The 24,206-nt window shown below is 64.3% G+C and carries 15 protein-coding genes; 5 read left to right on the top strand and 10 right to left on the bottom strand.

Annotated features, from left to right (window positions below; genetic code table 11):
• Positions 1-36 precede the first annotated feature (36 nt).
• Positions 37-633, bottom strand: coding sequence for a hypothetical protein (locus KO538_RS27465; protein WP_219330248.1), 597 nt, complete (start codon positions 631-633; stop codon positions 37-39).
• Between the two features lie 273 nt (positions 634-906).
• On the opposite strand from KO538_RS27465, the gene KO538_RS27470 reads away from it, so the two are divergent.
• Both KO538_RS27470 and KO538_RS27475 read left to right on the top strand, forming a co-directional pair.
• Entirely contained in the window at positions 907-1,458 is a 552-nt protein-coding gene (locus tag KO538_RS27470; RefSeq protein ID WP_257620616.1) for an ArsR family transcriptional regulator, read from the top strand.
• A 76-nt stretch (positions 1,459-1,534) separates the two neighbouring features.
• Positions 1,535-2,374, top strand: a complete 840-nt coding sequence (locus KO538_RS27475) for an HDOD domain-containing protein (RefSeq protein ID WP_034753622.1) — start codon at positions 1,535-1,537, stop codon at positions 2,372-2,374.
• A 58-nt stretch (positions 2,375-2,432) separates the two neighbouring features.
• Here KO538_RS27475 and KO538_RS27480 read toward each other — a convergent pair whose 3' ends face one another.
• The 6 genes from KO538_RS27480 to KO538_RS27505 all read right to left on the bottom strand — a co-directional run bounded on the left by KO538_RS27480 (position 2,433) and on the right by KO538_RS27505 (position 9,448).
• A complete protein-coding gene (locus tag KO538_RS27480) occupies positions 2,433-3,608 on the bottom strand; it encodes a zinc-dependent alcohol dehydrogenase (RefSeq protein ID WP_034753144.1) in 1,176 nt (391 codons plus the stop codon).
• On the bottom strand, positions 3,605-4,705 hold the full coding sequence (locus KO538_RS27485) for an SRPBCC family protein (RefSeq protein ID WP_219330250.1): 1,101 nt from the start codon (positions 4,703-4,705) through the stop codon (positions 3,605-3,607). Before KO538_RS27485 ends, KO538_RS27480 begins: the two co-directional genes overlap by 4 nt.
• Before the next feature lie 156 nt (positions 4,706-4,861).
• Positions 4,862-6,682 (bottom strand): DUF885 family protein, encoded by a 1,821-nt coding sequence (locus KO538_RS27490; RefSeq protein ID WP_219330251.1) that lies wholly within the window; start codon positions 6,680-6,682, stop codon positions 4,862-4,864.
• Between the two features lie 134 nt (positions 6,683-6,816).
• Complete coding sequence (locus KO538_RS27495; RefSeq protein ID WP_219330252.1) at positions 6,817-7,914, bottom strand: M48 family metallopeptidase; 1,098 nt, start codon at positions 7,912-7,914, stop codon at positions 6,817-6,819.
• Positions 7,911-9,077, bottom strand: coding sequence for an HPP family protein (locus KO538_RS27500; RefSeq protein ID WP_219330253.1), 1,167 nt, complete (start codon positions 9,075-9,077; stop codon positions 7,911-7,913). The genes KO538_RS27495 and KO538_RS27500 overlap by 4 nt, the downstream gene beginning before the upstream one ends.
• An 80-nt stretch (positions 9,078-9,157) precedes the next feature.
• A complete protein-coding gene (locus KO538_RS27505; protein WP_257620619.1) occupies positions 9,158-9,448 on the bottom strand; it encodes a DUF3349 domain-containing protein in 291 nt (96 codons plus the stop codon).
• Positions 9,449-9,602: 154 nt separating this feature from the next.
• On the opposite strand from KO538_RS27505, the gene KO538_RS27510 reads away from it, so the two are divergent.
• The gene (locus KO538_RS27510) at positions 9,603-10,103 is read left to right on the top strand and encodes a co-chaperone YbbN (RefSeq protein WP_219330255.1); all 501 of its coding nucleotides are present in this window, start codon (positions 9,603-9,605) and stop codon (positions 10,101-10,103) included.
• A 9-nt stretch (positions 10,104-10,112) separates the two neighbouring features.
• Here the strand turns inward: KO538_RS27510 and KO538_RS27515 are convergent, their stop codons facing one another.
• Positions 10,113-12,089, bottom strand: coding sequence for a methyl-accepting chemotaxis protein (locus tag KO538_RS27515; RefSeq protein ID WP_219330256.1), 1,977 nt, complete (start codon positions 12,087-12,089; stop codon positions 10,113-10,115).
• 140 nt (positions 12,090-12,229) lie between these two features.
• Entirely contained in the window at positions 12,230-12,727 is a 498-nt protein-coding gene (locus KO538_RS27520; RefSeq protein ID WP_034753155.1) for an Lrp/AsnC family transcriptional regulator, read from the bottom strand.
• A 151-nt stretch (positions 12,728-12,878) separates the two neighbouring features.
• Here KO538_RS27520 and KO538_RS27525 point away from each other — a divergent pair, with 151 nt between their 5' ends.
• Positions 12,879-14,906, top strand: a complete 2,028-nt coding sequence (locus tag KO538_RS27525; RefSeq protein WP_219330257.1) for an aminotransferase class V-fold PLP-dependent enzyme — start codon at positions 12,879-12,881, stop codon at positions 14,904-14,906.
• A gap of 407 nt (positions 14,907-15,313) precedes the next feature.
• Positions 15,314-23,941 (top strand): GH36-type glycosyl hydrolase domain-containing protein, encoded by an 8,628-nt coding sequence (locus KO538_RS27530; protein ID WP_219330266.1) that lies wholly within the window; start codon positions 15,314-15,316, stop codon positions 23,939-23,941.
• On the opposite strand, the gene KO538_RS27535 is transcribed toward KO538_RS27530, so the two are convergent.
• Entirely contained in the window at positions 23,938-24,159 is a 222-nt protein-coding gene (locus KO538_RS27535) for a hypothetical protein (protein ID WP_034753159.1), read from the bottom strand. The two genes, KO538_RS27530 and KO538_RS27535, sit on opposite strands and share 4 nt — an antisense overlap.
• Positions 24,160-24,206: the final 47 nt, after the last annotated feature.

A 24,206-nucleotide genomic window follows, 5' to 3' on the forward strand; every position in this document is an offset into this window, starting at 1 on the left:
CGCAAACAGGAAGCCGCGCCCAGGAACGCCATGGCGTCAGCAAGTCTGCAGTATTGATCGGCACTCGTTTTTGCTGGCATCGTAAAACACATAGACGGCGGCCTCGTCATGAAAATAGTCGTCCACCGGGAGTTGTCCCAAAAATACTAGCGGACCGTGCGCCTCGATGGGCCAGTTGGGCGCTTGCAGCCAACGGGGCGGCCTCTTCGCATAGCGAAATAACGCGAGCAATTGCGCCCGCAGCCACTGCGTCCGTTCACTTTTTTTCGCATGTGGCGGTGCCTTGTCCAGCAGTGCCGCCACATAGGCCAGATCCACATCCAGCCACTTCGGCTGCGCCGCCAGTAAAAGCGCGTGCAGCTGGCCAGGCTTTTCCGAGACGAATAGCGGAATGCCGGCGGCGTGCAAAAACTCGGCCAGAGCGCCCTGCGCGTTCAGCACGTCCGCCGGATTGTGCAGGTCGAGCGATATCAGATAGTGATACAGCGTGTGCCCCGCATGCGCATACCTGGGCGCCGGCTGCGCCGACAACAGGCGCTCTGTTTCTGCGTCTTGATATAAAAGGTGTTCAAAGGCCGCCGTATCAAGCTGTCCTCCGACAAACCCGACCACGCTGCTGGTGGCTGATGACATACAAGTGTTCCCCTGAAAGTATCGTTTGTCGGCAACTGCGAGTGTGAGAGGGCACGCCGTTTTCCGATCGTTCGGGAGTGCGCAACCATGGCGATTATGCACGATGCCGTCATGTCGGCACACTCTGTTGTAGCGTAGCAAAAGCGCACTTGCCACGCCAATTTCCAGTGCGCTCATGCTAATATCTGGCGCATGATTGCCCAAGCCCTGTTTACTCCCGCCCAGCAGAAACTGCTGGGACTGCTCTTTGTCCGCGTGAATGAAGGCTTTCACTTGAACGAGATCATGCGCTTGACGGGGCTGGGCAGCGCGTCGGCGCAGCGGGAACTACGCCGGCTGCATGAGTCCGGCCTGATTACTTCTGAACGGATCGGCAATGTGCGGCGCTTCTGGCCCAACAAGGAAAGCCTCGTGTATCCGGAGTTGAGCGGACTGGTGCAGAAAACCTTCGGCATCGTCGGTGTACTCAGCATGACTCTGGCGCCCTTGCGTGCCCAGCTGCACCTGGCATTCGTGTCGGGCGCCACGGCGAAGGGGCAGGACATGCCTGGCAGCGCCATCGATTTGCTGCTGGTGGGTGAAGAAGCCAATTATGGCGATCTGTTGACGGGATTGGCGCCGGCCGAGCGAACCTTACGGCGTAAAATCAATCCCAACCTATATACGCTGGCCGATTATCGCCGGCGGCTACGTGAAGGCCAGCCATTTCTGCTGCAGGTATTACAACAGCCGAAGTTGTTTGTCATCGGCGATGAATCGCTATTGCATGCGCTGGCATTACCGGATTCTTCATTACAAGCGTATGACATGCCATCTGTATTCTAAAGGCCGGGCCTGGCATTCAATTTCTGATGCATGAAATTGTTGGCCAGAATAATATCTGAGGCGGATTGATCGTATGATGAATAAACTACAGGCTTTCGGTTTAATTGTTTCCCAAGCGGTGCGCGGCGAATTAACGTTTCCCACGAGCGTTAATTCTGCACTGCAACTGCAATTGGCTTTGGCTGAACCGGACTGCCATATCGACCATGCGATCAAGCTGGTATTGGCCGAACCCTTGCTGGCGGCGCGCACGGTTGCGCTGGCCAACTCGGCCGTCTACAGCCGCGGCGATGCGGCGCCCGTGACCAGCGTACGCGCCGCCGTCATGCGCATGGGCTACCGCAATCTGTACGCGCTGGTGGCGGCCATGGTGGTGCGCCAGTTCGGCAGCAAGATCATCGACCCCGTCCTGCGCCAGAAGGCGGCCCAGCTGTGGGAGCACACGGCCCACGTGGCGGCGCTGGCGCACGTGCTTGCCCGCCGCGTGACGCACGTCGATGCCGACACGGCGCTGTTCGCCGGCATCGTGCATGAGGTGGGCGGTTTTTACCTGTTGTCGCGTGCCGACGAATTTCCCGGCCTGCTCGACGACGATGCGGATCACTGGATGGAGTCCGCAGAAGAAATCATTTCCCGCGAAGTCATGAAGAAGCTTTTGATCCCGCTGGCCGTGAGCGAAGCCATCGAAGGCTTGCGCGATGGCTTGCTGTCGATTCCGCCCGACTCCCTGCTCGACACCTTGTTGTTGGCCAAGCAACTGTCGCCCGTGCAGTCGCCGTTGCAGGTGACGTATGTGGAAATGCTCACGCCCTCCGATTCCGTCATCGATTTCATTATCGATAACGAGACTTTGCAAAGCATCCTCGCCGAATCGGCCGAGGAAGTGCGTTCGATGAGTGCCGCGCTGCTCGTCTGAGCTCGTCCGAGATCAGCGCATTGTTCGCCTGGCCCTGCCGCGCTGTCTGCCAGCGCAGTCAGGGGCCCGGATGCAGCACGACCTTGATGCATTGCTCCTGTTTCTTCTGGAAGATTTCGTAGCCGTGCGGCGCTTCGTCCAGGGTCAAGTGGTGGGAAATGATGGCGCCGGGATCGAGCTCGCCCCGTTGTATCCGTTCCAGCAGTGGCTGCATGTAGCGCTGCACGTGTGTTTGGCCCGTCTTGATGGTCAATGAACGGTTCATGATGGAGCCAAACGGAATCTTGTCGCTGAAGCCGCCATATACCCCTGGCACCGAGACGACGCCGCCGTTGCGGCACGCCATCAAGGCTTCGCGCAGGGCCGTGGGACGATCCGATTCCAATTTCATCGTCTGCTTGAGGCGGTCGTAGATATAGCTGACGCCGGAGCCGTGCGCTTCCATGCCGACGGCATCGATGCAGGCATCGGGGCCTCGTCCTCCCGTCATTTCCCGCAGGGCATCGGGCACGTCCACGGCATCGAAATGCAGGGTTTCCGCACCGGACAGTTCGCGCGCCATGCGCAGGCGTTCCGGGTAATGGTCGATGGCGATGACGCGCTCGGCGCCGAGCAGGAAAGCGCTCTGGATGGCGAACTGCCCCACGGGGCCGCAACCCCAGACGGCCACCACCTGGCCTGGCGTGATGGCGCAGGCTTCGGCCGCCATGTAGCCGGTCGGCAGTATGTCCGAGAGAAACAGCACCTGTTCATCCTTGAGCTCGTCCGGTACCTTGATGGGGCCGACGTCGGCAAACGGCACGCGCACATATTCGGCCTGGCCGCCCGCATAGCCGCCCGTCAGGTGGGAATAGCCAAAGATGCCCGCGCCCGAGTGGCCCCACATCTTTTCCGCCATATAGGCGTTCGGATTGGAATTCTCGCACACCGAGTACAGCTGTTGCTCGCAAAAGAAGCAACGTCCGCAGGCAATGGGAAACGGCACCACCACCCGATCTCCCACCTTGAGCTTGCGCACAGCGGAGCCCACCTCCACCACCTCGCCCATGAACTCATGGCCGAGGATATCGCCTTGTTCCATGGTGGGCACGACGCCATTGTAGAGGTGCAGGTCGGAACCGCAGATGGCCGTGGAACTGACTTTGATGATGGCGTCGCCGGGATTGAGGATGGCGGGATCGGGCACCTGTTCGATCCGTACGTCGCGCTTGCCGTGCCAGCAGTTGGCTTTCATGACACACCTCCGTTTGCTTGCGGTCGGGGGGAAGATACCGTGCCACCAGCCTTGTGCAGCAAGCGCGTCTTGAAGCTGCGCTTGCCTGACGGCTGGCCCTCGATGGTGCTGACTTCGCCCGTTTCCATCCACTGCTTGAAGCGGCGCAAGGTGGTCTCGATCTTGTAGGCGGGCGCCTGGCTGAACAGGCCGACCACGGCCGCGCCCACCTTGCCGACGGGCGCCTGCATGTGCAGTTGCATGGTGACCACGGTGCCGCGCCCGCCCGGTGCGGGCGACAGTTCCAGCGCGCCCGTTTCCGCATGATTTTCCGCCGCGCGCCAGCGCATGCCCTGGCCCGGACGCTCGTCTGTCAGTTCGCCTATCCACTCGCCTTCGACGCTGTGCCAGCGCGAGCGGCGCGCATCGATTATCTGCACCGATTGCAAGCCTGGCATGAAGCTGGGCAGGTTTTCCAGGTCGCGCCAGGCGCGGTAGCATTCGTCGGCGGAACGGTTGACGATCACGCTCCTTTGCAGCGCCAGCCCCTCTTCGCCGGGCGCGGGCAGTTCGCTCAGCTTGCGCGGCGCCAGTTGTGCGCTGGCGATATAGTCGATGGCCGTCACGCCTGCCACCACGGCTGCCGTCGCCGCCAGGCGCGTGCGCGCATTGCGCCGGCTGGCCATGGCCACGCCCAGCAGCGACAGATCCATGGCGTCGCCGGCGATGCGCGACCAGCGCCATGCCGGCCTGCTTTCTCCGCGCAGCAAGGCGACGCCGCAAGCCATTTCGCGCAGGCCGATGGCGCGTATCCAGACAGGCGAGACGCCGCGCAAGCCGCTGGCCCGCGCCAGCCCGCGCGGTGCCACCAGCTGGACCAGGCCCAGTCCGATGCTGAGCCAGCCAAGTGCCGTGATCAGGCCATGGTTGCCATGCGTGGTATCGTCAGGAATGTGCCGCTGCAGCCGTCCATCGACCTGGCCGCGCGCGCTCGTGTAGTGAAGAATGGCGTCGTGCCCATTCCCGGACGAGCCGGATGTTTCCGCTGGCATTTCTGACTGCTGCCGCCACGTTGGTGGATGCGCCGTGGCGCCATCGCTGATGTCTTCGTTTTGCATGCTGCCTCCCTTCTGTGTATGGGAATTAGGCAGCATCGAGCTGTACACGTTCCGGCAGGCGCGCGCGAGATGCGCCGGATCTGCGCCAGATCAAATATCGGTGCGAAAAAAAACGGCAGCCCCGGTTGGCGCTGCCGCTGTTGCGGGAGGGCTAGCTTACTTCTGCTGCGCGATCCACCGGTCGACCTTGGCTTCCAGCAGTTTCAGGGGCAGGGTACCGTCGCTCAGCACCACTTCATGGAACTTCGGCAGGCTGAATTTGTCGCCCAGCGCCTGCTGCGCGCGCTGGCGCAGTTCGACGATCTTCAGCGAACCGATCTTGTAGCCCAGCGCCTGGCCCGGCCAGGCCATGTAGCGTTCCGTCTCGCTTTTCGCCACGGCGTCATAGCCGAGGGTATCGCGCATGTACTTGATGGTCTGCTCGCGCGTCCAGCCCTTGGTGTGCAAGCCCGTGTCGACCACCAGGCGCACGGCGCGCAGCATCTCGTCGTTCAAATGGCCGAAATACTGGGCCGGATCCTCGAACAGCCCCATTTCCTTGCCCAGGGTTTCCGCATACAGGGCCCAGCCTTCCGTGAAGGCATTGTTGCCGCCGAAGCGGCGGAAGTTCGGCAAGTCCATCTCTTGCACCAGCGCCAGGTGGAAATGGTGGCCCGGCTTGCCTTCGTGCAGGAACAGGGTGGTCATGCCCGTGTCGCCATACAGTTTCGGATCCGTGACGACGGACCAGAACACGCCGGGGCGCGAACCGTCGGCGGCCGGCGCCGTGTAGTGATCGGCGGCCGTGTCGCGGCTCAGTTCAGGTTCCAGACGCAAGTCCAGTGGCGCTTTTGGCACCAGGGTGAACAGGGCGGGCAATTTGCTGTCGAGCAGCACGTTTAGTTTCCGGTAGACGTCGAGCACTTCCTGCTCCGTCTTGAACGGGCGGTATTTCGCCTGTTCCGATACCCATACGGGCAAGCCGGCGGCCGGGCCGTTGTAGCCCATCTTCGGGCCCACGATCGCGTATTGTTCCTGGATGCGCGCCACTTCCTTCAAGCCGATGGCGTGGATCTGCTCCGGTTTCAGATCCGTGGTGGTGCTGCTGGCCACGCGCGCCTGGTACCAGGCGGCGCCATCGGGCAGGGCGCTCCAGCCGCTGCTCGTGCGGCCGGCCGGCAGGTAATCGCGCTCCATGAAGGTGGACAGGCGCTGCAGCGCCGGCATCAGCTTGGCTTCGATGATGACGGTATAGGTTTGCGTCAGGCGCGCCTTGTCCGCGTCGGAAAAGCTGGCCGGCAAGTTCTTGATGGGCGTGTAATAGACGCTGTCCTGCGGCGTGGCGCTGACGAGCTTTTTGAATTGCGGCAGGGCCGATTCCGTCAGCGCCTTCGGCAGCACGATGCCCTTTTGCATGCCGACTCTCATGTTGGCGATGGCCTGGTCTATCCATCCCGGCAACTGGCCGATACGGCTCAGGTAAGCGTCATACTCCTTGACCGTAGTCAAAGGCTGCGATGCCTCGCCGCCCGCATAATTGGCGAGGGTGACGGGCATGCTGTCCATCTGGTTCAGCGGCAGCAGGTATTCCGGGAAGCGCTCGAAACTGAGCGCCGTGGCCAGTTCATAGTCGAGGATGTCGTAGTTGATCTGGTCCTGGTGCGACAGCTGCGCGCGGGCAATGCTGCGCAGCGCCTTCTGGTACTGGCGGTACAGGGCGAACTGTTTTGCGCGCGCGGCGGGCACGATGGCTGAACCGAGCTGGTCATCAAAACGGTTGTCGCCGCTCTCGGTGGCATTGATCGGCTCGAAACGGGCCAGCGCGTCGTAGTATGTGTCGGCCAGCACTTGCAGCTGCTGCTTTGCTTTTGGCGCGCTGACGGCGGGCGCGACGGCTGTTTTGGCTGCGGGCTGGGCCGCTTGCGCCATGGGTGCGTAGGCGAGCAACAGGGAGATGGCCAGGGTGCCGAGGGTGCCGGCGGCAAAACGATGCTTCATGCGCGATGTCCTTTGTAAGGAGGGAATGAACGGAGGCGTTGTGGGTCGGGGTGGCCGGTCGCGATGGAGCAGCCGGGGCGTAAGCATACGCCATTGCCCAGTACGTTTGGATAAATTGTACGAGAGGAATGTTGCTATTTTGCCGTAGGCGGCAGGTCCGCTTTCATCGCTTGCCAGTGGCTGCTGCTCAAGGGAAGGCAAGCAGGGCAGGGCGTGGCGGCGATCAGGCTGCGGATCTGCTGCGCGCGCGCCGCCGTTTGCGGGTGCGAGGAAATCCAGCCGGGTACCTTGGCCTTGTCCTTGTCATCGAGCTTCTGGAAAAAGCTGAGCATGCCGTCGGGACGGATGTGCGCGCGCTGCAAGGCGAGCAAACCGAGACGGTCCGCTTCTTCTTCCATGTCGCGGCTGAAATACAAGGTGCCGGCCTGGTGCGCCAGCATGGCGGCCACGGCGCTGATGTCGCCGATGGTCACGCCCACGAGGGCGCCCCAGCCCAGGCTGCTGATCATTTGCCGCAGCGAATGACGCTGCTCCACATGCTGCACTTCATGCGCGAGTACGCCGGCCAACTCGCCCGGGTCGGCGGCCTGGCGCAGCAAGCCCGTATGCACGACGATGATGCCCCCCGGCATGGCAAACGCGTTGACCGTGTCGTCGTTCTTGATCAGCCAGCGGTACTGGTAGCGCGAGCCGGCCGTCAGCTTGCGGCCGATCTCCTGCACCGTCTGCTGCTCCACGCCGCTTTCGCTGATGCCGCCCTGCGCGCGCACTTGCGACAGGGCCAGTTCGCCCAGCTGTTTTTCCGTCGACAAAGGGATGAATCCCGCCAGCGCGCCGACGGCATGGCCGCCTTGCCACCACAGCAGAGCTGCCGCGACGATGGCCGCGCCTGTCAAACCGGCCAGCCAGCCCGACACCTGCCGCCGGTTGCGCTGGCGCTCGCCCCACAAACGCTGCAGTTGCGGCTGCAGCGCGGCCGGCGCTTCGCGCAAGACGATGGCGATGTCGCTCGCCGTCAGCGGTTTCAGCGAGGCTTGCCGTCCTTGTTCGTCGAGCCAGTTCAGGAACAGTTCCGGCCCATCGACGCCGCCTACGCTGACGACCAGCTGCGCCACGTCGACACCATGGCCGGGCGCATCGATAGCCAGCTGGCTGCCGAAAAAATGCGCGCTGACGGCCGTGCCCGCCGGGCCGCCGTCGGGGCCGCTCAGCAGTGCCTGGAATGGCGTCATGCGGCCGCCTCGGCAAAGCGGCTTTCGTACAGGGCCGCCATCAGGTCGGACTGGCTGATGATGCCGGCCAGACGCTCTTCATCGTCGAGGATGGGAATATGGTGATAGCCGGCGTCGGCCATCAGGGGAACCAGATCGATGATGGGCGTGCCCAGGCGGGCCGTGTGCGGGGACGGCGTCATAAGCTGCCCCACCACTTCCGGCTTGTCGCTATGGGACAGGCCGCTGCGTTGCAGCAGGCCGCGCAGGCGCTGGCGCATGCCCTGATAATCGTCGAGGCCGCCATGGCGCAGGAAATCCGTCTGCGTGATAATGCCGATGACGCGGCGCGCCCGGTTCAGCACGGGCAGGGCGCCCACCTGGTGTTCGCGCATGGTGCGCCAGGCAACATCGAGCGGCGTGCCGAACTCCACGCTGAGCACGTCTTTCGACATGATGTCGGCGCAGGTGACGACGCCGAAGCGGCGCTGGTAGGCGCGCATTTCCGTTTGCAGGAAGATCGCTTGCAAATCGTCGCGGCTGATGTCGAGCACTTCGCTGTGCTGGCGCAGGACGGCGTCGAGGTCATCGGGCGAAAAGCCCAGCCGGTTGCTGGGCACGTCATCCTTGGTGGCGTGCGGATGCGGCGCCACCAGTTGCTGGATGTGCGGGTAGCGGCGCCCCGTCAGGTTGTTGTACAGCACGGCGCAAGCGACCAGCACAGCGGAATTGAACAGCACGGTGATGAAGACGAATTCAAAGCCGGCGGCATGCACGCTGGCGCCGCCAACCACCGTGGTGAGCGCCACGGCGCCGCCCGGCGGATGCAGACAGCGCAGGGCAAACATCGCGCCGATGGCCAGACAGGCGGCCAGCGCCGCCACGCCCACGCTCGATCCCAGCCATTTCACGCAGGCCATGCCGACCAGGCCGGAGATGACGTTCCCGCCCACCACGGACCACGGTTGCGCCAGCGGGCTGGCCGGCAGGCAGAACAGCAATACGGCAGAGGCGCCCATGGGCGCGATCAGGTAGACGCTGGCGCTGTCGGGGGCCAGCAGGAAATGGCAGATCAGGCCTGTCAGCAGCAAGCCGCAGATGGCGCCCGCACACGCACGTAATTGTTCGCGGCGGCTGCCGTTGTTCGGTTGCGGCAGCCAGCGTGCCAGGAAAGAAGTCGTCATGGAGGAGGGCGCGTTCGGATCGCGTTGCTCAGTGTGAGCCCGATATTATCCCATGCGTTCCATTTCGCTGCCTGCAGGCATCAATCTTCGGCACAGACTGCTTGCAAGCCGTGTTGCTCCAGCAAGTTCCTGGAGGCCGCGATGGCGGAAGGTGCCGGTTTGCTGCTGGCGCAGGCATAGATGTCATTGAGGACCACCGCCGCATCCTTGCCCATTACAGCGGCCATCAGCTCGGCCAGGTTGCAGTCGGAAAAGTGTTCATACAGCAGGGCCAATACGGCGAAATACGCCGAGTCGGGAATGCCAGCGGGATAGGCGCTGCGCAGCATGCGAGCGGCGCCGGACAAGGTTGGGGGCAGGGTATCTGGCATGCTCAAGCGGCTACTCCTTGGTGTTGCTTATACCTTTTCCGCATAAGCACAGTGCAATTAAATGGTGGATATTTCCCATAAGCAGGCATATTCTAGACAATCACGCCAGCTGGCAGCTGTTCAGCTGGCCTCACGATTTTTTTCAGGAGCCCGCATGCGCTTTTCTCTTTTCCTTGCCAGCCTGCTGCTTGCCGGCACCGCCGTTGCCGCCGCGCCGACACCGGCTAACCTCGTCGCCACGCCGCACTTGCCGTACAACGCGGCGGCCGACGCCAAGGCCGACGTGGCCCGCGCGCTGGCCGAAGCGAAGGCGGCGCACGTACCTGTCTTGCTGATCTTTGGCGCCAACTGGTGCGAGGATTGCCGCGCGCTCGACAAGGCATTGAAGGAAGGCAAGAACGCGGAATTGATGCAGCAGCAGTTCAAGGTCGTCAAGGTCGACGTGGGTAACTTCGACCATAACCTGGACGTGGCGCAAGCCTATGGCAATCCGCTCAAGAAAGGCATCCCCGCTGCCGTGCTCGTCTCGAGCGACAATAACCAGGTGCTGTACGCCACCAAGGGCGGCGAACTGGCCAATGCCCGCCGCATGAGCGAGAGCGGCATCTACGATTTCTTCAAGCAAGCGGCCAGCGTGAAAGCGCCGGCGATTTAAGCGTCTTCTTTAAAACTCTTCCCACGCATCGCTGGCCGGCGCTGCCGGGCGCGATGGCGTGGGCAGCACCGGCTTGTGCGCCGGCTGCCGGGGCTGTAGCTGCGCCGCATGCCCGGTTTCTTCCAGCTTGAACACGCTGACTACTTGCGCCAGCCGGCCGGCCTGGTCCTGCAACGATTGGGCTGCCGCCGCCGCTTCCTCCACGAGGGCCGCGTTTTGCTGGGTGGCGTCATCCATCTGCGTGACGGTGGCATTGACTTGCGCGATGCCCTGGCTTTGTTCCTGGCTGGCCGAGGCGATTTCTCCCATCAGGTCGGCCACCCTTTGCACGGAGACGACGATGTCCTGCATGGTGGCGCCGGCCGAGTCGACCAGCTTGCTGCCCGCTTCCACCTTGCTGCCCGAGTCGACGATCAAGTCCTTGATTTCTTTCGCTGCCGCTGCCGAGCGTTGCGCCAGGTTGCGCACCTCGGTCGCCACCACAGCAAAGCCGCGGCCCTGTTCGCCCGCACGGGCTGCCTCGACGGCCGCGTTCAGGGCGAGGATATTGGTTTGAAAGGCAATGCCGTCGATCACACCGATAATATCGGCGATCTTGCGTGAACTTTCCGTAATCGCGCCCATCGTCTGCACCACTTGTCCCACCACTTCACCGCCCTTGACGGCGTGGTTTGAGGCCGACACGACCAGCTGATTGGCCTGGCGCGCATTGTCCGCGTTCTGTTTCACGGTCGACGTCAGTTCTTCCATGGCGGCCGCCGTCTCTTCCAGGCTCGACGCCTGGGCTTCCGTGCGCGCCGACAGGTCCAGGTTGCCCGACGCGATCTGGCTCGATGCGCTGGCAATGGAGCCCGTACTGTCGCGAACTTCGCGTATCGTCACGTTCAGCGATGCGACGAAGCGGTTGAAGGCGGCGGCCAGCGCGCCGACCTCGTCTTCCGATTCGACGGGCATGCGGCGGCTCAGGTCGCCATTGCCGCTGGCGATTTCGCTGAGCATGTTGGCCGCCCGCGCGACGGGGGCGGCGATGGCGCGGCTGATGACATAAATGATGCACAGGGCGATGCCGCCACCGACGAGGCCGGCGATCAGGGCGGCAAGCAGGGCCGAACGCGTGACATTGCCCAGCACTTCCGCTTCCGGCACTTCCGCCATCACGTATAAATTCAATTCCGGCACGAAGGAGGCGGCGACGAACTGGCGTCCCGCAGGCGCGTCGTAGATGGCGTACGCGTATTTGTTACCGGTCAACAGACTCTTGCTCAGGGTATCGCTAAAGCCGGGCAGATCCTTGAGCTGATGCTTGCCGTCGGCCAGGGCCGTGTCGCGGTGGACCAGCAGCACGCCATTGGCGCGCGCCAGGTAGACATGGCCCGTCTGGCCGATCTTGTAGCTGCGGATGGTGTCAGCCAGCGCATTGATGGACAGGCCCAGGCCGGCCGCGATCTGCTTGCCGCCCGCCGTCTGGCCGCGCGCATTCAGGTACAGCATCAGGTCGCTGGAGTTTTCCGCCTTGTCGATGTCGAGCGTGTAGGCCTTGTCGCCGGCCAGCAAGCCATAAAACCACTGGTCGGCCGCCTGGTTCTTGTCCAGGGTGCGCAGCAAGCCTTCCGTGGTGAAATACTTGCCCGTACTGGCCGAGGCCCAGTTGATCGAAGCGGCCTTGTTCTTTTCCTTGACGACCTTGGCGTAGCGCTGGAAGGTGGCGATGCCGCTGTCGGGCAAGCCCGCGTCTTCCCAGTCTTGCAGGTAGACATCGTTGGCCATGGTCTGCACCACGGACAGGGGCTGGCTGATCTGGCGCAGCACGTCGTTGCGGATCTCGCCCACTTGCGCCGGCAACTCCTGGCTGACGACGCGCTCGCGCACGTAATCGCTGCTCATGCGCACGCTGAGGAAAGACGAGATCGCCATGAAGAGCAGCAGGCACAAGCCCATGCTGAACAGGAGTTTTTTCTGGATGGAGAGGCGGCGGAGCAGAGACATGGAAGACCTTGAGGATGGCCTGCAGAATGAGCAGAAAAGCGGGCAGGCGAGCAGACAGTATACCGGCCGCACTGCGCCTTCCATCGCACCATTGCTGCTTTTCATTCATTTATGTTGCATTGCAGCAACGTGCGATCGTCTCAGGCAGGCAAGCCGTGGGCGATCAATTCCAGCGGCAATTCCGTGCTGCACTTGATCTGCTCCATGGAAAAGGCTGAAGACACGCCCGTCAGCTGCACGGCCTTGATGAGCTTTTTGTAGAAGGTGTCATAGCCCTTGATGTCGGTGGTGACGACTTTCAGCAGGTAATCGATGTCGCCGCTCATGCGGTGAAATTCCTGTACCTCGGGCAAGACGATGACGGCGGCGGCGAAGCGGCGCAGCCATTTTTCATCGTGCTGGCCCGTGCGCACGCTGACGAACACGGTTACGGGCAAGCCCACTTTTTGCCGGTTGACGATGGCCACGCGGCTCTCGATATAGCCGTCTTCTTCCAGGCGCTTGACCCGCTTCCAGCACGGCGTGCTGGACAAACCGATCTTTTCGCTGAGGGCGGCGATCGACAGGGTGCCATCCTGTTGCAAGGCGGCCAGGATGGCGCAGTCGAATTTGTCGAGCGAGGCGTTTGGTGAATTCATTTTACTATTCCAGTTTTTATGGCATGAACATGCTGCATGGTACATCGTTTGCAGCATTGTTTGGCATATCTTCACGGGGGCGGGCCGGTAGACTATCCATATGTTCCAGCCGCCTGCGCTGCCCCTTTTATAGAATACTCAGACTGCCATCATGAAAGAAATCTACCTCGACAGCAATGCCACCACTTGCGTGCTGCCCGCCGCCGTTGCCGCCGCCAAGCAGGCGATGGAGCAGGGCTATGGCAATCCCAGCAGCACCCACGCGACGGGATTGCAGGCCAAGGCCATGATGGATGGCGTGCGCCGGCGCGCCAGCGGCTTGCTGGGCGTGGGCGACGGCCGCCTGATGTTCAACAGCGGCGCCACCGAAGGCATTCAGACAGCCGTGCTGTCGGCCCTGTGCGCGCTGCGCGAACGGCGCGATGCGGGCAAGCGCATCGGCAGCCTGCTGCTGTATGGCGCGACCGAGCACAAGGCCGTACCGGAAAGCCTGGCGCACTGGAATCGCCTGCTGGGCCTGAACCTGGAAGTGCGCAAGCTGCCCGTCGATGCGCAGGGGCGCCACGATCTGCAGGCACTCGGTGCGCTGATCGGCGACGCAGCCATGCTGTGCACGATGGCGGCGAATAATGAAACGGGCGTCGTCAGCGATTTGTCCGCCATCGCGCAGCTGCTGCAGGAACGCGGCGCCGATGCCTACTGGATGGTCGATTGCGTGCAGGCGCTGGGCAAGCTGAAACTGAACCTGGCCGCCACGCGCATCGATTACGCACCGTTTTCCGGCCACAAGCTGTATGCGCCCAAGGGCATCGGCATGCTGTACGTGCGCGCCGGCGCCCCGTTTACCCCCTTGATGATGGGCGGCGGCCAGGAAGCGGGCTTGCGCTCGGGCACGGAAAACATGGCCGGCATCGCCGCGCTGGGCGCCGTGCTGGCCGCGCTCGACGATGGCAAGACCTTCCGCAGCCACGCCGACCTGGCCGCGTTCCGCGCGCAGCTGGTGGCCAGCCTGGAACGTGCCTTCCCCGGCATCGTGTTCAATATGCCGTTCGACTTGTCCTTGTCGACGACGCTCAATTTTTCCGTGCCCGGTTTGTCGTCAAAGGAATTGCTCGATCTGTTCGACGCGGCGCGCGTGCGCGTCAGCTCGGGCAGCGCCTGTTCCGCCGCCAAGGCGCTCCCCAGCTATGTGCTGGAAGCGATGCACGTGCCGCAATGGCGTGCCAGCTCGGCCATCCGTCTGTCGTTCGGTCCCCTGATCGACGCGGCGACGGTGACGGCCGCCTGCGCGCGCATTGAGCGCTGCGGCGAAGCGCTGCGCAGCAGCTGCCTGCTGCCGTCCGCGCTGGCGCCATCGCCGCAGGACGGCGTGATTCAGCTCAGCGTCGATGGCCAGTGCACCTGGCTGCTCAGCGACCTTGCCAGCGCCAGTTGCGTCGTCATCGATCCCGTCGCCGCGCTCGTGCCGCGCCTGGCCGCTTTCATCCGCTGCCAGCACCTGGCCTTGCGCGCCATTGTACACACGGCGGCGCCAGCCGACCATGGCGTGGCGCGCCTGGCGCTGCTGCAGGAACTCGAGATCGAACAAGTCGGCCACGTCGATATCGACGGTGAGCTGGCGCTGGGCCAGCAGCGTTTGCGCCGCGTCGAGTGTGGCGAAACCCATGTGTATCTGCTGGGGCAGCGCTTCGCCTTCATCGGCGCCATGACGCCCGGGGCGCTGGCACCTCTGCTGGATGCGGCGCTGCTGACGCAGGACACCGTGCTGTGCGCGTCAGGCGACGACGGCAGCATTTGCGCTACCGTGCGCACCGTGCAGGACGGTAGCGTGCCGGCTGTCGAACTGCGGCTCGATGCGGCCGCCTTGCCCGCCTTCCTGCGCCAGCATCCCGACGCCATCCTCGTCGACGTGCGCGAAGCGTATGAACACGCGGCGTGCGCCGGCACGGTGTTCGAGGGCTGCGAGGTGCGCAGCGTACCGCTGAGCCGCCTGGCGGGACAGGTGGCCGCGTGGCTGCAGCAGCCGCAGCGCCCGCTGGTCTTTTTCTGCCGCAGCGGTAACCGCAGCGCGCGCGCTAGCGCCTGCCTGCGCCGCCTCGGTCACGGCGCGGCATGGCAACTCAATGGCGGCATGGCGATGGCCGAGGCGACGCGCCACCCGCTGGCCATCGCCGCCTGAACGGTCTGAACTTTCTTCCTTGAAATATTGCACCGTGCCATCTTTGGCACGGTGCTCTTCTCGCATTTCTTGCATTCATTTCCTGACGGCATTTTTCTGCCGCTCAACAGGCTAATTTCTTTGCTGAAACGTCCCTAAAACGTGATGTATGTACGCTAGCGCACGGTCTTGCGCAGATGGCGCACCTACGATGAAGTTCAGAAAATCTCCTTATACCCTGAGATTCGTCGCAACGCTCCGGCGCTTCGCTTTCCGTCTTCGCCAGTGTCCGATCGTGTTCTTCCAGACTGGGCCCGCGTGACGGCGGCCGCTGGCTGCGTGCGTGCACCTAGCGAGGCCCCAAGTTGAAAGAGTACACAGCAGTTGTCACGCAGCAGATCAAGGAACAGATTTCCAAAGTTAAAGAAATCTTCCGCGACCATTCCCTTGCACCGGACACCTTCGACGCCGCGCGCGACGATGCCTTGCCCCTGCGTTCCGAATTATTCAGCGCCATGCAGATGGCCGCCCACGGCAAGCACGTGGCCACCGGCCATGCGGTGGGCAAGCATCACGGCCGCGACCGCCTGTTGGCGCGCCTGGCCGACAATGCGGCCCTGATCACGGCCACCGTCAACGAGCTGACGGCGACCGTCAAAAGCGGGCGCCAGGTCACGCCCGCCTCGGAATGGCTGCTCGATAATTTTTACCTGATCGAAGAGCAGATCCGCACGACGCGGCGCCATTTGCCGAAGAACTACAGCAAGGAGCTGCCGCGCTTGACGTCGGGCCCCGACGCAGGCTGCCCGCGCGTCTATAAAATTGCGCTGGAAATCATCTCGCACGGCGATGGCCGGGTCGACCTGGAAAACCTGTGCCACTTCGTCGAGGCTTACCAGGATGTGGCCACGCTCACGCTCGGTGAACTGTGGGCCGTGCCCATCATGCTGCGCCTGGCCCTGATCGAAAACCTGCGCCGCGTGGCCGTGCGCGTGGCCGACGACCGCATGCAGCGCGACCTGGCCAACACCTGGGCCGACCAGATGACGGAGATCGCCGAGCGCAATCCCAGCGGCTTGATCCTGCTCGTGGCCGACATGGCCCGTTCGAATCCGCCGATGACCAGCGCCTTCGTGGCCGAATTGTCGCGCCGCCTGCAGGGACAAAGTTCGTCGCTGACCCTGGCGCTGTCGTGGCTCACGCACAAGCTGGCCGAGTCGGGCCTCACCATTGAACAGCAGATCCAGTCCGAGATCGGGCAGCAGGCGGCCGACCAGGTATCGATCGCCAACAGCATCGGCAGCCTGCGTTTTCTCGGCACCATGGATTGGCAGGAATTCGTCGAGACGATGAGCGTGGTCGAGCAGACCTTGCGCCTCGATCCGGCCGGCACGTATGGATTGATGGATTTCGCCACGCGCGACAGCTACCGCCACGCCATCGAACGCATCGCCAGGCGCAGCGCGCGCAGCGAAGTGGAAGTGGCCGAGATGGTGGTGCAGCTGGCGCACACGCACGGCAACGGCAATGACGCGCGCCGCGGCCACATCGGCTTCTACCTGGTGGGGCGCGGCGTGCTGGTACTGGAAAAACAGGCAGGCGCGAAGCTGCCCTTCGTCGAGGCGCTGCAGCACACGGCGCGCGCCGCGCCGCTGGCCGTCTACCTGGGCGCCATCTGCTTCCTGACCCTGGCGACGAGCGCCTTGCTGCTCGAGCGCGCCGTGCGCCATGGCGTGCAGGGCTGGCCCCTGGCGGCGCTGGGCGCGCTGGCGCTGCTGGGCAGCAGCCAGCTGGCCGTGGCCGTGGTGAACTGGCTGGCGACCCTGATGACGTCGCCGCATCCGCTGCCGCGCATGGATTACCAGGCCGGCATTCCGTCGGACGCGCGCGGCATCGTCGTCGTGCCGACCCTGATCTACAGCGAGGAAAACGTGGCGGCCCTGTGCGAGGCGCTGGAAGTGCGTTATCTCGCCAACCGCGACCCGAACCTGCGTTTCTGCCTGCTGACGGACTTCGTCGACGCTGAGGCGCAAACGATGCCGGGCGACGAAGCCCTGCTGCGCCAGGCGCAGGAGACCATCCGCATCCTGAACGAGAAATACCGCGTGGAGGGCGTCGAATTCAAGGAAAACGGGGACCCTGCCGATCCCGAGGAGCTGGGCCATGTGGGACCGTTCCTGCTGCTGCACCGTCCGCGACTGTGGAATTCGCAGCAGAATGCGTGGATGGGGCAGGAGCGCAAGCGCGGCAAATTGTCCGACCTGCACGCGTTCTTGCGCGGCGGCGCGCGCGACAAATTCTCGCTGGTGGAAGGCGAGCTGCGCGGCCTGCGCACGATCAAATACGTGATCACGCTCGACACGGATACGCAGCTGCCGCGCGACGCGGCGCGCGAATTCATCGCCACCATGATGCACCCGCTGAACCGCCCCGTGCTCGACGCGGCCGGCACGCGCGTCGTGGCCGGCTACGGCATCCTGCAGCCGCGTGTGGCCGTGGCGCTGCCCAGCGCGAACGCCTCGCGCTACGAGCTGCTGTGCGGCGGCGAACCGGGCATCGACCCGTATACGCGCACCGTCTCCGACCTGTACCAGGACGTGTTTTATGAAGGCTCGTTCATCGGCAAGGGCATCTACGATCTCGACATGTTCGAGCGCGTGCTGGGCCAGCGCCTGCCCGATAATAAAATCCTCAGCCACGATCTGCTGGAAGGCTGTTATCTGCGCGCGGGGCTCCTGAGCGACTCGCAGCTGTACGAGGAATATCCGGCCCGCTACGACGCCGACGTGAGCCGCCGCCAGCGCTGGATCCGCGGCGACTGGCAACTGGTCGGCTGGCTGCTGGGCCGTGTGCCGGGCCGCGCCGGCAAGCGCGAACGCAATCCCTTGTCGATGCTGTCGCGCTGGAAGCTGTTCGACAACCTGCGCCGCAGCGTCGTCGCGCCGGCCACCACCTTGTCGCTGCTGCTGGTATGGGGCTTCCTGCCGCATGTGGCCTTCTGGAGCGCGGCTGTGCTGGCCATCATCTTCCTGCCGCCCGTCTTTTCGGCCCTGTACGATCTGCTGCGCAAACCGCGCGACACCCTGTGGCGCCAGCACCTGGCCGCGTTCGAGCGGCGCTGCGGCGTGCAGTTTTCGCACGCCATGCTGACCCTCGTCTTCCTGCCGTACGAAGCGTGGATCAGCCTCGATGCCATCGTGCGCACCCTGTGGCGCCTGGGCGTGTCGCACAAGCATTTGCTCGACTGGCGCGCCTCGAACCTGCATGTGTCGTCAGGTTCGCAGGCCGACAGCTGGCGCGCCATGTGGTGCTCGCCCGCGCTGGCGCTGGCCACCTTCGGCGCCTTGCTCTACTGGCGTCCGGAAGCCTTGCCCGCCGCCGCCGTGGTGCTGCTCTTGTGGCTGGCCGCGCCCGCCATCGCCTGGTGGATCAGCCGCCCCATCGAGCGGGCCGTGGCGCGCCTGTCGGCCGAGCAGGGACGTTTCCTGCACGGCGTGGCGCGCAAGACCTGGGCCTATTTCGACACCTTCGTCGGGCCGGACGACCACTGGCTGCCGCCTGATAACATGCAGGAACACCCGAACCTCGTGGTGGCGCACCGTACCTCGCCGACGAATATCGGCCTGGCGTTGCTGGCCAACCTGACGGCCTACGATTTCGGCTATCTGACCCTGGGCCAGTTGATCGAGCGCAGCCGCGCCACCCTGCACAGCATGGGCGAACTGGAACGCTTCCAGGGCCATTTCTATAACTGGTACGACACGCAGACCCTGAAGGCGCTGCAGCCCATGTACATTTCAACGGTCGACAGCGGCAACCTGGCCGGCCATCTGCTGACCTTGCAGCCGGGACTGGTGGAGCTGTATGACGCCCCGATCATCGGCGCGCAAGTGGTGCAGGGCATCCGCACGACGGCGCAGGTGCTGCAGGAATTCATCGCCGCCGAAGGCGAGGGCAAGGCCATGCGCGACAGCATGACCCTGCTGCAGGCGCAGGCCGCACCGGCCAGCCTGGCCGAATGGCATGCCTACCTTTCTGCCGCGAATGGCGCGGCCGACGCGCTGCTGTCGCTGACCTTGCAAAGCGAGGATGGCGAGCTGTCCATGTGGGCGGGTGCGCTGGCGCGCCAATGCCGCGCGGCGCTGGCTGAATTGCTGCAACTGGCACCTTGGGCGGCGCAGGCGGGCGTCGATGCGGCGTGGCTGCGCGTGCCGACCCTGCGCGAACTGGCCAACCTGGAAACGCCGCAAGGCACGCAGCCGGAGCTGGCCGCCTTGCTGGCGCAGGGCCGCGAACAGGCGGGCCGCCACATGCGCGACATCGCCCACGCGGCGGGCCAGGCGCGCGACTTCGCGCAGATCGAATACGGCTTCCTGTACAACCCGTCGACAAAACTGCTGGCCATCGGCTACAACGTCAGCGAACGGCGTTTGGACCCCAGCTACTACGATTTGCTCGCTTCCGAAGTGCGCCTGGCCAGCTTCATCGCCATCGCCCAGGGCCAGCTGCCGCAGGAGCACTGGTTCGCCCTGGGCCGCCAGCTGTGCATGGTGGCCGGCCAGCCCGTGCTGCTGTCGTGGAGCGGCTCGATGTTCGAGTACCTGATGCCGCTCCTGGTGATGCCGAACTACCCGAACACCTTGCTCGACCAGACCTACCATTCCGTCATCGAGGCGCAGATCGATTACGGGCGCCAGCGCGATGTGCCTTGGGGGATTTCCGAATCCGGCTACAACACGGTTGACGCCAGTTTGAACTACCAATACCGTGCCTTCGGCGTGCCGGGACTGGGCTTGAAACGGGGCCTGGCCGACGACTTGGTGGTGGCGCCGTACGCCAGCATGATGGGCCTGATGGTGCAGCCGGAAGCGTCGTGCCAGAACCTGCAGCGCATGCAGGCGGCCGGCTACATGGGCCGCTACGGCTTTTTTGAAGCGATCGATTTCACCACGGCGCGCCTGCCGCGCGGGCAGGGCAGCGCCGTCATCCGCTCCTTCATGGTGCACCACCAGGGCATGGGCTTTCTGGCCCTCAGCTACCTGCTGCACGACCGCCCGATGCAGCGCCGTTTCGAGTCCGATCCGCTGCTGCAATCGGCCTTGCTGGTGCTGCAGGAACGCACGCCGCAGGCGGGCGCGTTTTACTCGAACACGGCCGAACTGGCGGTGCTGCGCAGCGGCGCGCCCGAGCAGGCCATGCCGATGCGCATCCTCACGCAAGCTAACAGCGCCGTGCCGGAAACGCAGCTGCTGTCGAACGGCCGCTACCACGTCATGGTGAGCAATGCGGGCGGCAGCTACAGCCGCTGGAAAGACCTGTCCGTGACGCGTTGGCGCGAGGACAGCACGCGCGATAACTGGGGCAATTTCTGCTACCTGCGCGACCTCGATGATGGCGAAGTCTGGTCCACCATGTACCAGCCCACGTTGGCCGAACCGAAGAAATACGAAGTGATTTTTTCGGAAGGGCGGGCCGAGTTCCGCCGCGCCGACCATGGCCTCGACCTGTACACGGAAATCGTCGTCTCGCCCGAGGACGACATCGAAATCCGGCGTACGCGCATCAGCAATAATTCGAACCGCCAGCGGCGCATCGAGATCACCAGTTTTGCCGAAGTGGTGATGGCGCCGGCGGCGGCCGATGCGGCCCATCCCGCGTTCAGCAAACTGTTTGTGCAGACGGAAATCCTCGCGCATGAAAAGGCGATTTTATGCACGCGCCGGCCCCGCTCGAAAGAGGAGCAGATGCCGTGGCTGCTGCATGTGATGACCGTGCACGATATCGAGCGCTACGAAGTATCGTTCGAAACGGACCGCGCGCGCTTCATCGGCCGTGGCAATACGGCGCAGCTGCCGCAGGCGCTGCAGGAAAGTGGCCCGCTCAGTGGCGGCCACGGTTCCGTGCTCGACCCCATCGTGGCCATCCGCTATGTCATCACGCTCGAACCCGACCAGGCCGTCACCGTCGACAGCGTCACCGGCATGGCCGAACAGCGCGATGCGGCCTTGCACCTGATCGACAAATACCAGGACCGCCATCTGGCCGACCGCGTGTTCGAACTGGCCTGGACGCACAGCCAGGTGGTGCTGCGCCAGTTGAACGCCAGCGAAGCGGACGCGCAGCTGTATGCGCGCCTGGCCAACGCCGTGATCTACCCGAATGCGGCCCTGCGCGCCGAGGCCAGCATCCTGATCAAGAACCAGCGCGGCCAGTCCGGCCTGTGGGCGTATGCCATTTCCGGCGACTTGCCCATCGTGCTGCTGCAGATACGCGACGCGGCCAATATCGAACTGGCGCGTCAGATGGTGCAGGCGCATGCCTACTGGCGCCTGAAGGGGTTGATCGTCGACCTGGTGATCTGGTACGAGGAGCAGTCGGGTTACCGCCAGTTGTTGCACGACCAGATCATGGGCTTGATCGCCTCGGGCATCGATGCGCAGGCGATCGACCGCCCGGGCGGCATCTTCGTACGCCTGGCCGAGCAGATCGCCAACGAAGACCGCATCTTGCTGCAATCGGTGGCGCGCGCCATCATCAGCGACTTGCGCGGCACTCTGGCCGAGCAGGTCAAGCGCCCGCCAAGCCCCGTGCTGCGCATGCCGCCGCTGCTGCAGGACCCGGCCCGCGAACAGGGCGGCGTGCCGCACCGGGCGCCAGAGCGCCAGTTGATCCTGGAAAATGGCCTCGGCGGTTTTACACCCGACGGCCGCGAATACGTGATCACCACGGCAGAAGGCAAGCAGACGCCGGCGCCGTGGTCGAACGTGCTGGCCAACGCGCAATTCGGCACGGTGGTGTCCGAAGCGGGCCAGGCCTACACGTGGAGCGAGAATGCGCATGAATTCCGCCTCACGCCGTGGCAGAACGACCCCGTGTCCGACTTGTCCGGCGAAGCGTTCTATGTGCGCGACGAGCAAAGCGGCCAGTTCTGGTCGCCCACGTCACTGCCCGCGCGCGGCAGCGGCGACTACGTGACGCGCCACGGTTTCGGCTACAGCATTTTCGAACATAGCGAAGGCGGCATCGCCACGGAATTGTGCACCTATGTGGCGCTCGATGCTGCCGTCAAATATTCGGTGATCAAGGTGCGCAACGACAGCGGCGTGCCGCGCCGCCTGTCCGTCACCGGTTATGTGGAATGGGTGATGGCCGACCTGCGCGCCAAGTCCGGCATGCATGTGGCCACCGAGGTCGACACGATCAGCGGCGCCCTGTTTGCGCGCAATAACTACAACACGGAGTTCTCGGGCCGGGTCGGCTTCTTCAATACGGACGCCAGCATCCGCTCCATCACCTGCGACCGCAATGAATTCATCGGCCGCAACGGCAGCCTGGCGCAGCCGGCGGCGCTGCGCCGCGTGCGCCTGTCAGGCAAGGCGGGCACGGGGCTGGACCAGTGTGCCGCCATCCAGGTGCCGTTTGAATTGCAGCCGGGGCAGGAGCGCGAAATCGTCTTTATCCTCGGCGTGGGCGGGCGCCGCAATGCCGATGCCAGCACCATGGTGCAGCGCCATGCGGGCAAGGATGCGGCGCGCGCTACGCTCGACGCCGTGCGTGCGCACTGGGACAGCACCCTGGGCGCCGTGCGCATCGAAACGCCCGACCCGTCGCTCGACGTGATCGCCAACGGCTGGCTGATGTACCAGACCATCGCCTGCCGCCTGTGGGCGCGCAGCGGCTATTACCAGTCGGGCGGCGCCTACGGTTTCCGCGACCAGCTGCAGGACGCGATGGCGATGATACACACGGCGCCGCAGTTGCTGCGCAAGCACTTGCTGCTGTGCGCGGCGCACCAGTTTGTCGAAGGCGACGTGCAGCACTGGTGGCATCCGCCATCGGACCGCGGCGTGCGCACGCACTGCTCCGACGATTACCTGTGGCTGCCGCTGGCCGCCTGCCGCTATGTGATCGCCACGGGCGACGTCAACGTGCTGTCGGAAGTGGCGCCCTTCATCGAGGGCCGCGCCGTCAAGCCGGAAGAGGATTCCTACTACGACTTGCCCGTGCGCTCGGGCGAATCGGCCGACCTGTACGAGCACTGCGTGCGCGCCATCCGCCATGGCCTGCGCCTGGGCGTGCACGGTTTGCCGCTGATCGGTTCCTGCGACTGGAATGACGGCATGGACAAGGTGGGCGAACATGGCAAGGGCGAGAGCGTGTGGCTGGCCTTCTTCCTGTATGAAGTGCTGCAGCGCTTTGCCGAAGTGGCCATGCTGCGCGGCGACGCCGCGTTCGCCCAGTTCTGCCGCGACGAAGCCGTGAAACTGGCGGCCAACGTCGAGGAACATGCGTGGGATGGCGAGTGGTACCGGCGCGCGTATTTCGACGACGGCACGCCCTTGGGTTCGCATACGAACGAGGAATGCCAGATCGATTCGATTTCGCAAAGCTGGGGCGTGCTGTCGGGCGCCGCCAACAAGGAGCGGGTCGCCGGCGCCATGCGCCAGGTCGATGCGCGCCTCGTGCGCCGCGATTCCGGGGTGATCCAGCTGCTCGATCCGCCGTTCGACAAGGCCGACCTCAATCCCGGCTACATCCGCGGCTATGTGCCGGGCGTGCGCGAGAACGGCGGCCAGTACACGCATGCGGCCATCTGGACGGCGATGGCGTTTGCCCGAATGGGCGACGGCGAGAAAGCATGGGAACTGCTGCGCATGATCAGTCCCGTGCGCCATGGCGCTGACGCGCCGGCGGTGGCGCGCTACAAGGTGGAACCATACGTGGTGACGGCCGACGTGTATGCCGTGGCGCCGCACGTGGGACGCGGCGGCTGGAGCTGGTACACGGGATCGTCGGGCTGGCTGTACCGCCTGATCGTCGAATCCCTGCTCGGCTTGACGCGCGAAGCGAACGTGCTGCGCATGGCACCGATGATGCCGGCCGAGTGGCGCAGCTTCAAGCTGCATTACCGCTTCGGCGCCAGCAGCTACGCCATCACGGTGGAGCAGGCGCAGGGGCGGCCTGCGGGACTGTCGCTCGATGGCGTGGCGCAGGGCGGCAACAGCATCACCCTGCGCGACGAAGGCCGCGAGTATGCGGTGCTGCTGCTGGTTTAGTCTTGCCCACGTACTTGCCAAGCATCGTGTTCGGGACGGCGCCGGCCGGCCAGCAGGATCAGGCCGGCGCCAAACAGCAGCAGGTCGCGCGTGCGCACCTCGGGCGCGGACTGCGTTGCCGTCTGCTGGTGGTAGTTCAAGGCTGCCGCCGTGGCGGCGGCAGGCTGGCTGGCGCAAGCGGCCAGGCACAGCGCCGCCATTTTTCCATTCAAATACATACATTCCTCAAGAAAGCGCACCGGCCGTTGGGATCGGCGCGCCGGTA

Origin of the sequence: Janthinobacterium sp. NKUCC08_JDC, assembly GCF_019345575.1 — a bacterium.
GTDB lineage: Bacteria > Pseudomonadota > Gammaproteobacteria > Burkholderiales > Burkholderiaceae_D > Janthinobacterium > Janthinobacterium aestuarii.

Excerpts from the sequence above, each read along its gene's own strand:
- KO538_RS27465 (WP_219330248.1), bottom strand. The coding sequence starts at position 633 with ATGTCATCAGCCACCAGCAGCGTGGTCGGGTTTGTCGGAGGACAGCTT.
- KO538_RS27475 (WP_034753622.1), top strand. The coding sequence starts at position 1,535 with ATGAATAAACTACAGGCTTTCGGTTTAATTGTTTCCCAAGCGGTGCGC.
- KO538_RS27480 (WP_034753144.1), bottom strand. The coding sequence starts at position 3,608 with ATGAAAGCCAACTGCTGGCACGGCAAGCGCGACGTACGGATCGAACAG.
- KO538_RS27485 (WP_219330250.1), bottom strand. The coding sequence starts at position 4,705 with ATGCAAAACGAAGACATCAGCGATGGCGCCACGGCGCATCCACCAACG.
- KO538_RS27490 (WP_219330251.1), bottom strand. The coding sequence starts at position 6,682 with ATGAAGCATCGTTTTGCCGCCGGCACCCTCGGCACCCTGGCCATCTCC.
- KO538_RS27495 (WP_219330252.1), bottom strand. The coding sequence starts at position 7,914 with ATGACGCCATTCCAGGCACTGCTGAGCGGCCCCGACGGCGGCCCGGCG.
- KO538_RS27500 (WP_219330253.1), bottom strand. The coding sequence starts at position 9,077 with ATGACGACTTCTTTCCTGGCACGCTGGCTGCCGCAACCGAACAACGGC.
- KO538_RS27505 (WP_257620619.1), bottom strand. The coding sequence starts at position 9,448 with ATGCCAGATACCCTGCCCCCAACCTTGTCCGGCGCCGCTCGCATGCTG.
- KO538_RS27510 (WP_219330255.1), top strand. The coding sequence starts at position 9,603 with ATGCGCTTTTCTCTTTTCCTTGCCAGCCTGCTGCTTGCCGGCACCGCC.
- KO538_RS27515 (WP_219330256.1), bottom strand. The coding sequence starts at position 12,089 with ATGTCTCTGCTCCGCCGCCTCTCCATCCAGAAAAAACTCCTGTTCAGC.
- KO538_RS27520 (WP_034753155.1), bottom strand. The coding sequence starts at position 12,727 with ATGAATTCACCAAACGCCTCGCTCGACAAATTCGACTGCGCCATCCTG.
- KO538_RS27525 (WP_219330257.1), top strand. The coding sequence starts at position 12,879 with ATGAAAGAAATCTACCTCGACAGCAATGCCACCACTTGCGTGCTGCCC.
- KO538_RS27535 (WP_034753159.1), bottom strand. The coding sequence starts at position 24,159 with ATGTATTTGAATGGAAAAATGGCGGCGCTGTGCCTGGCCGCTTGCGCC.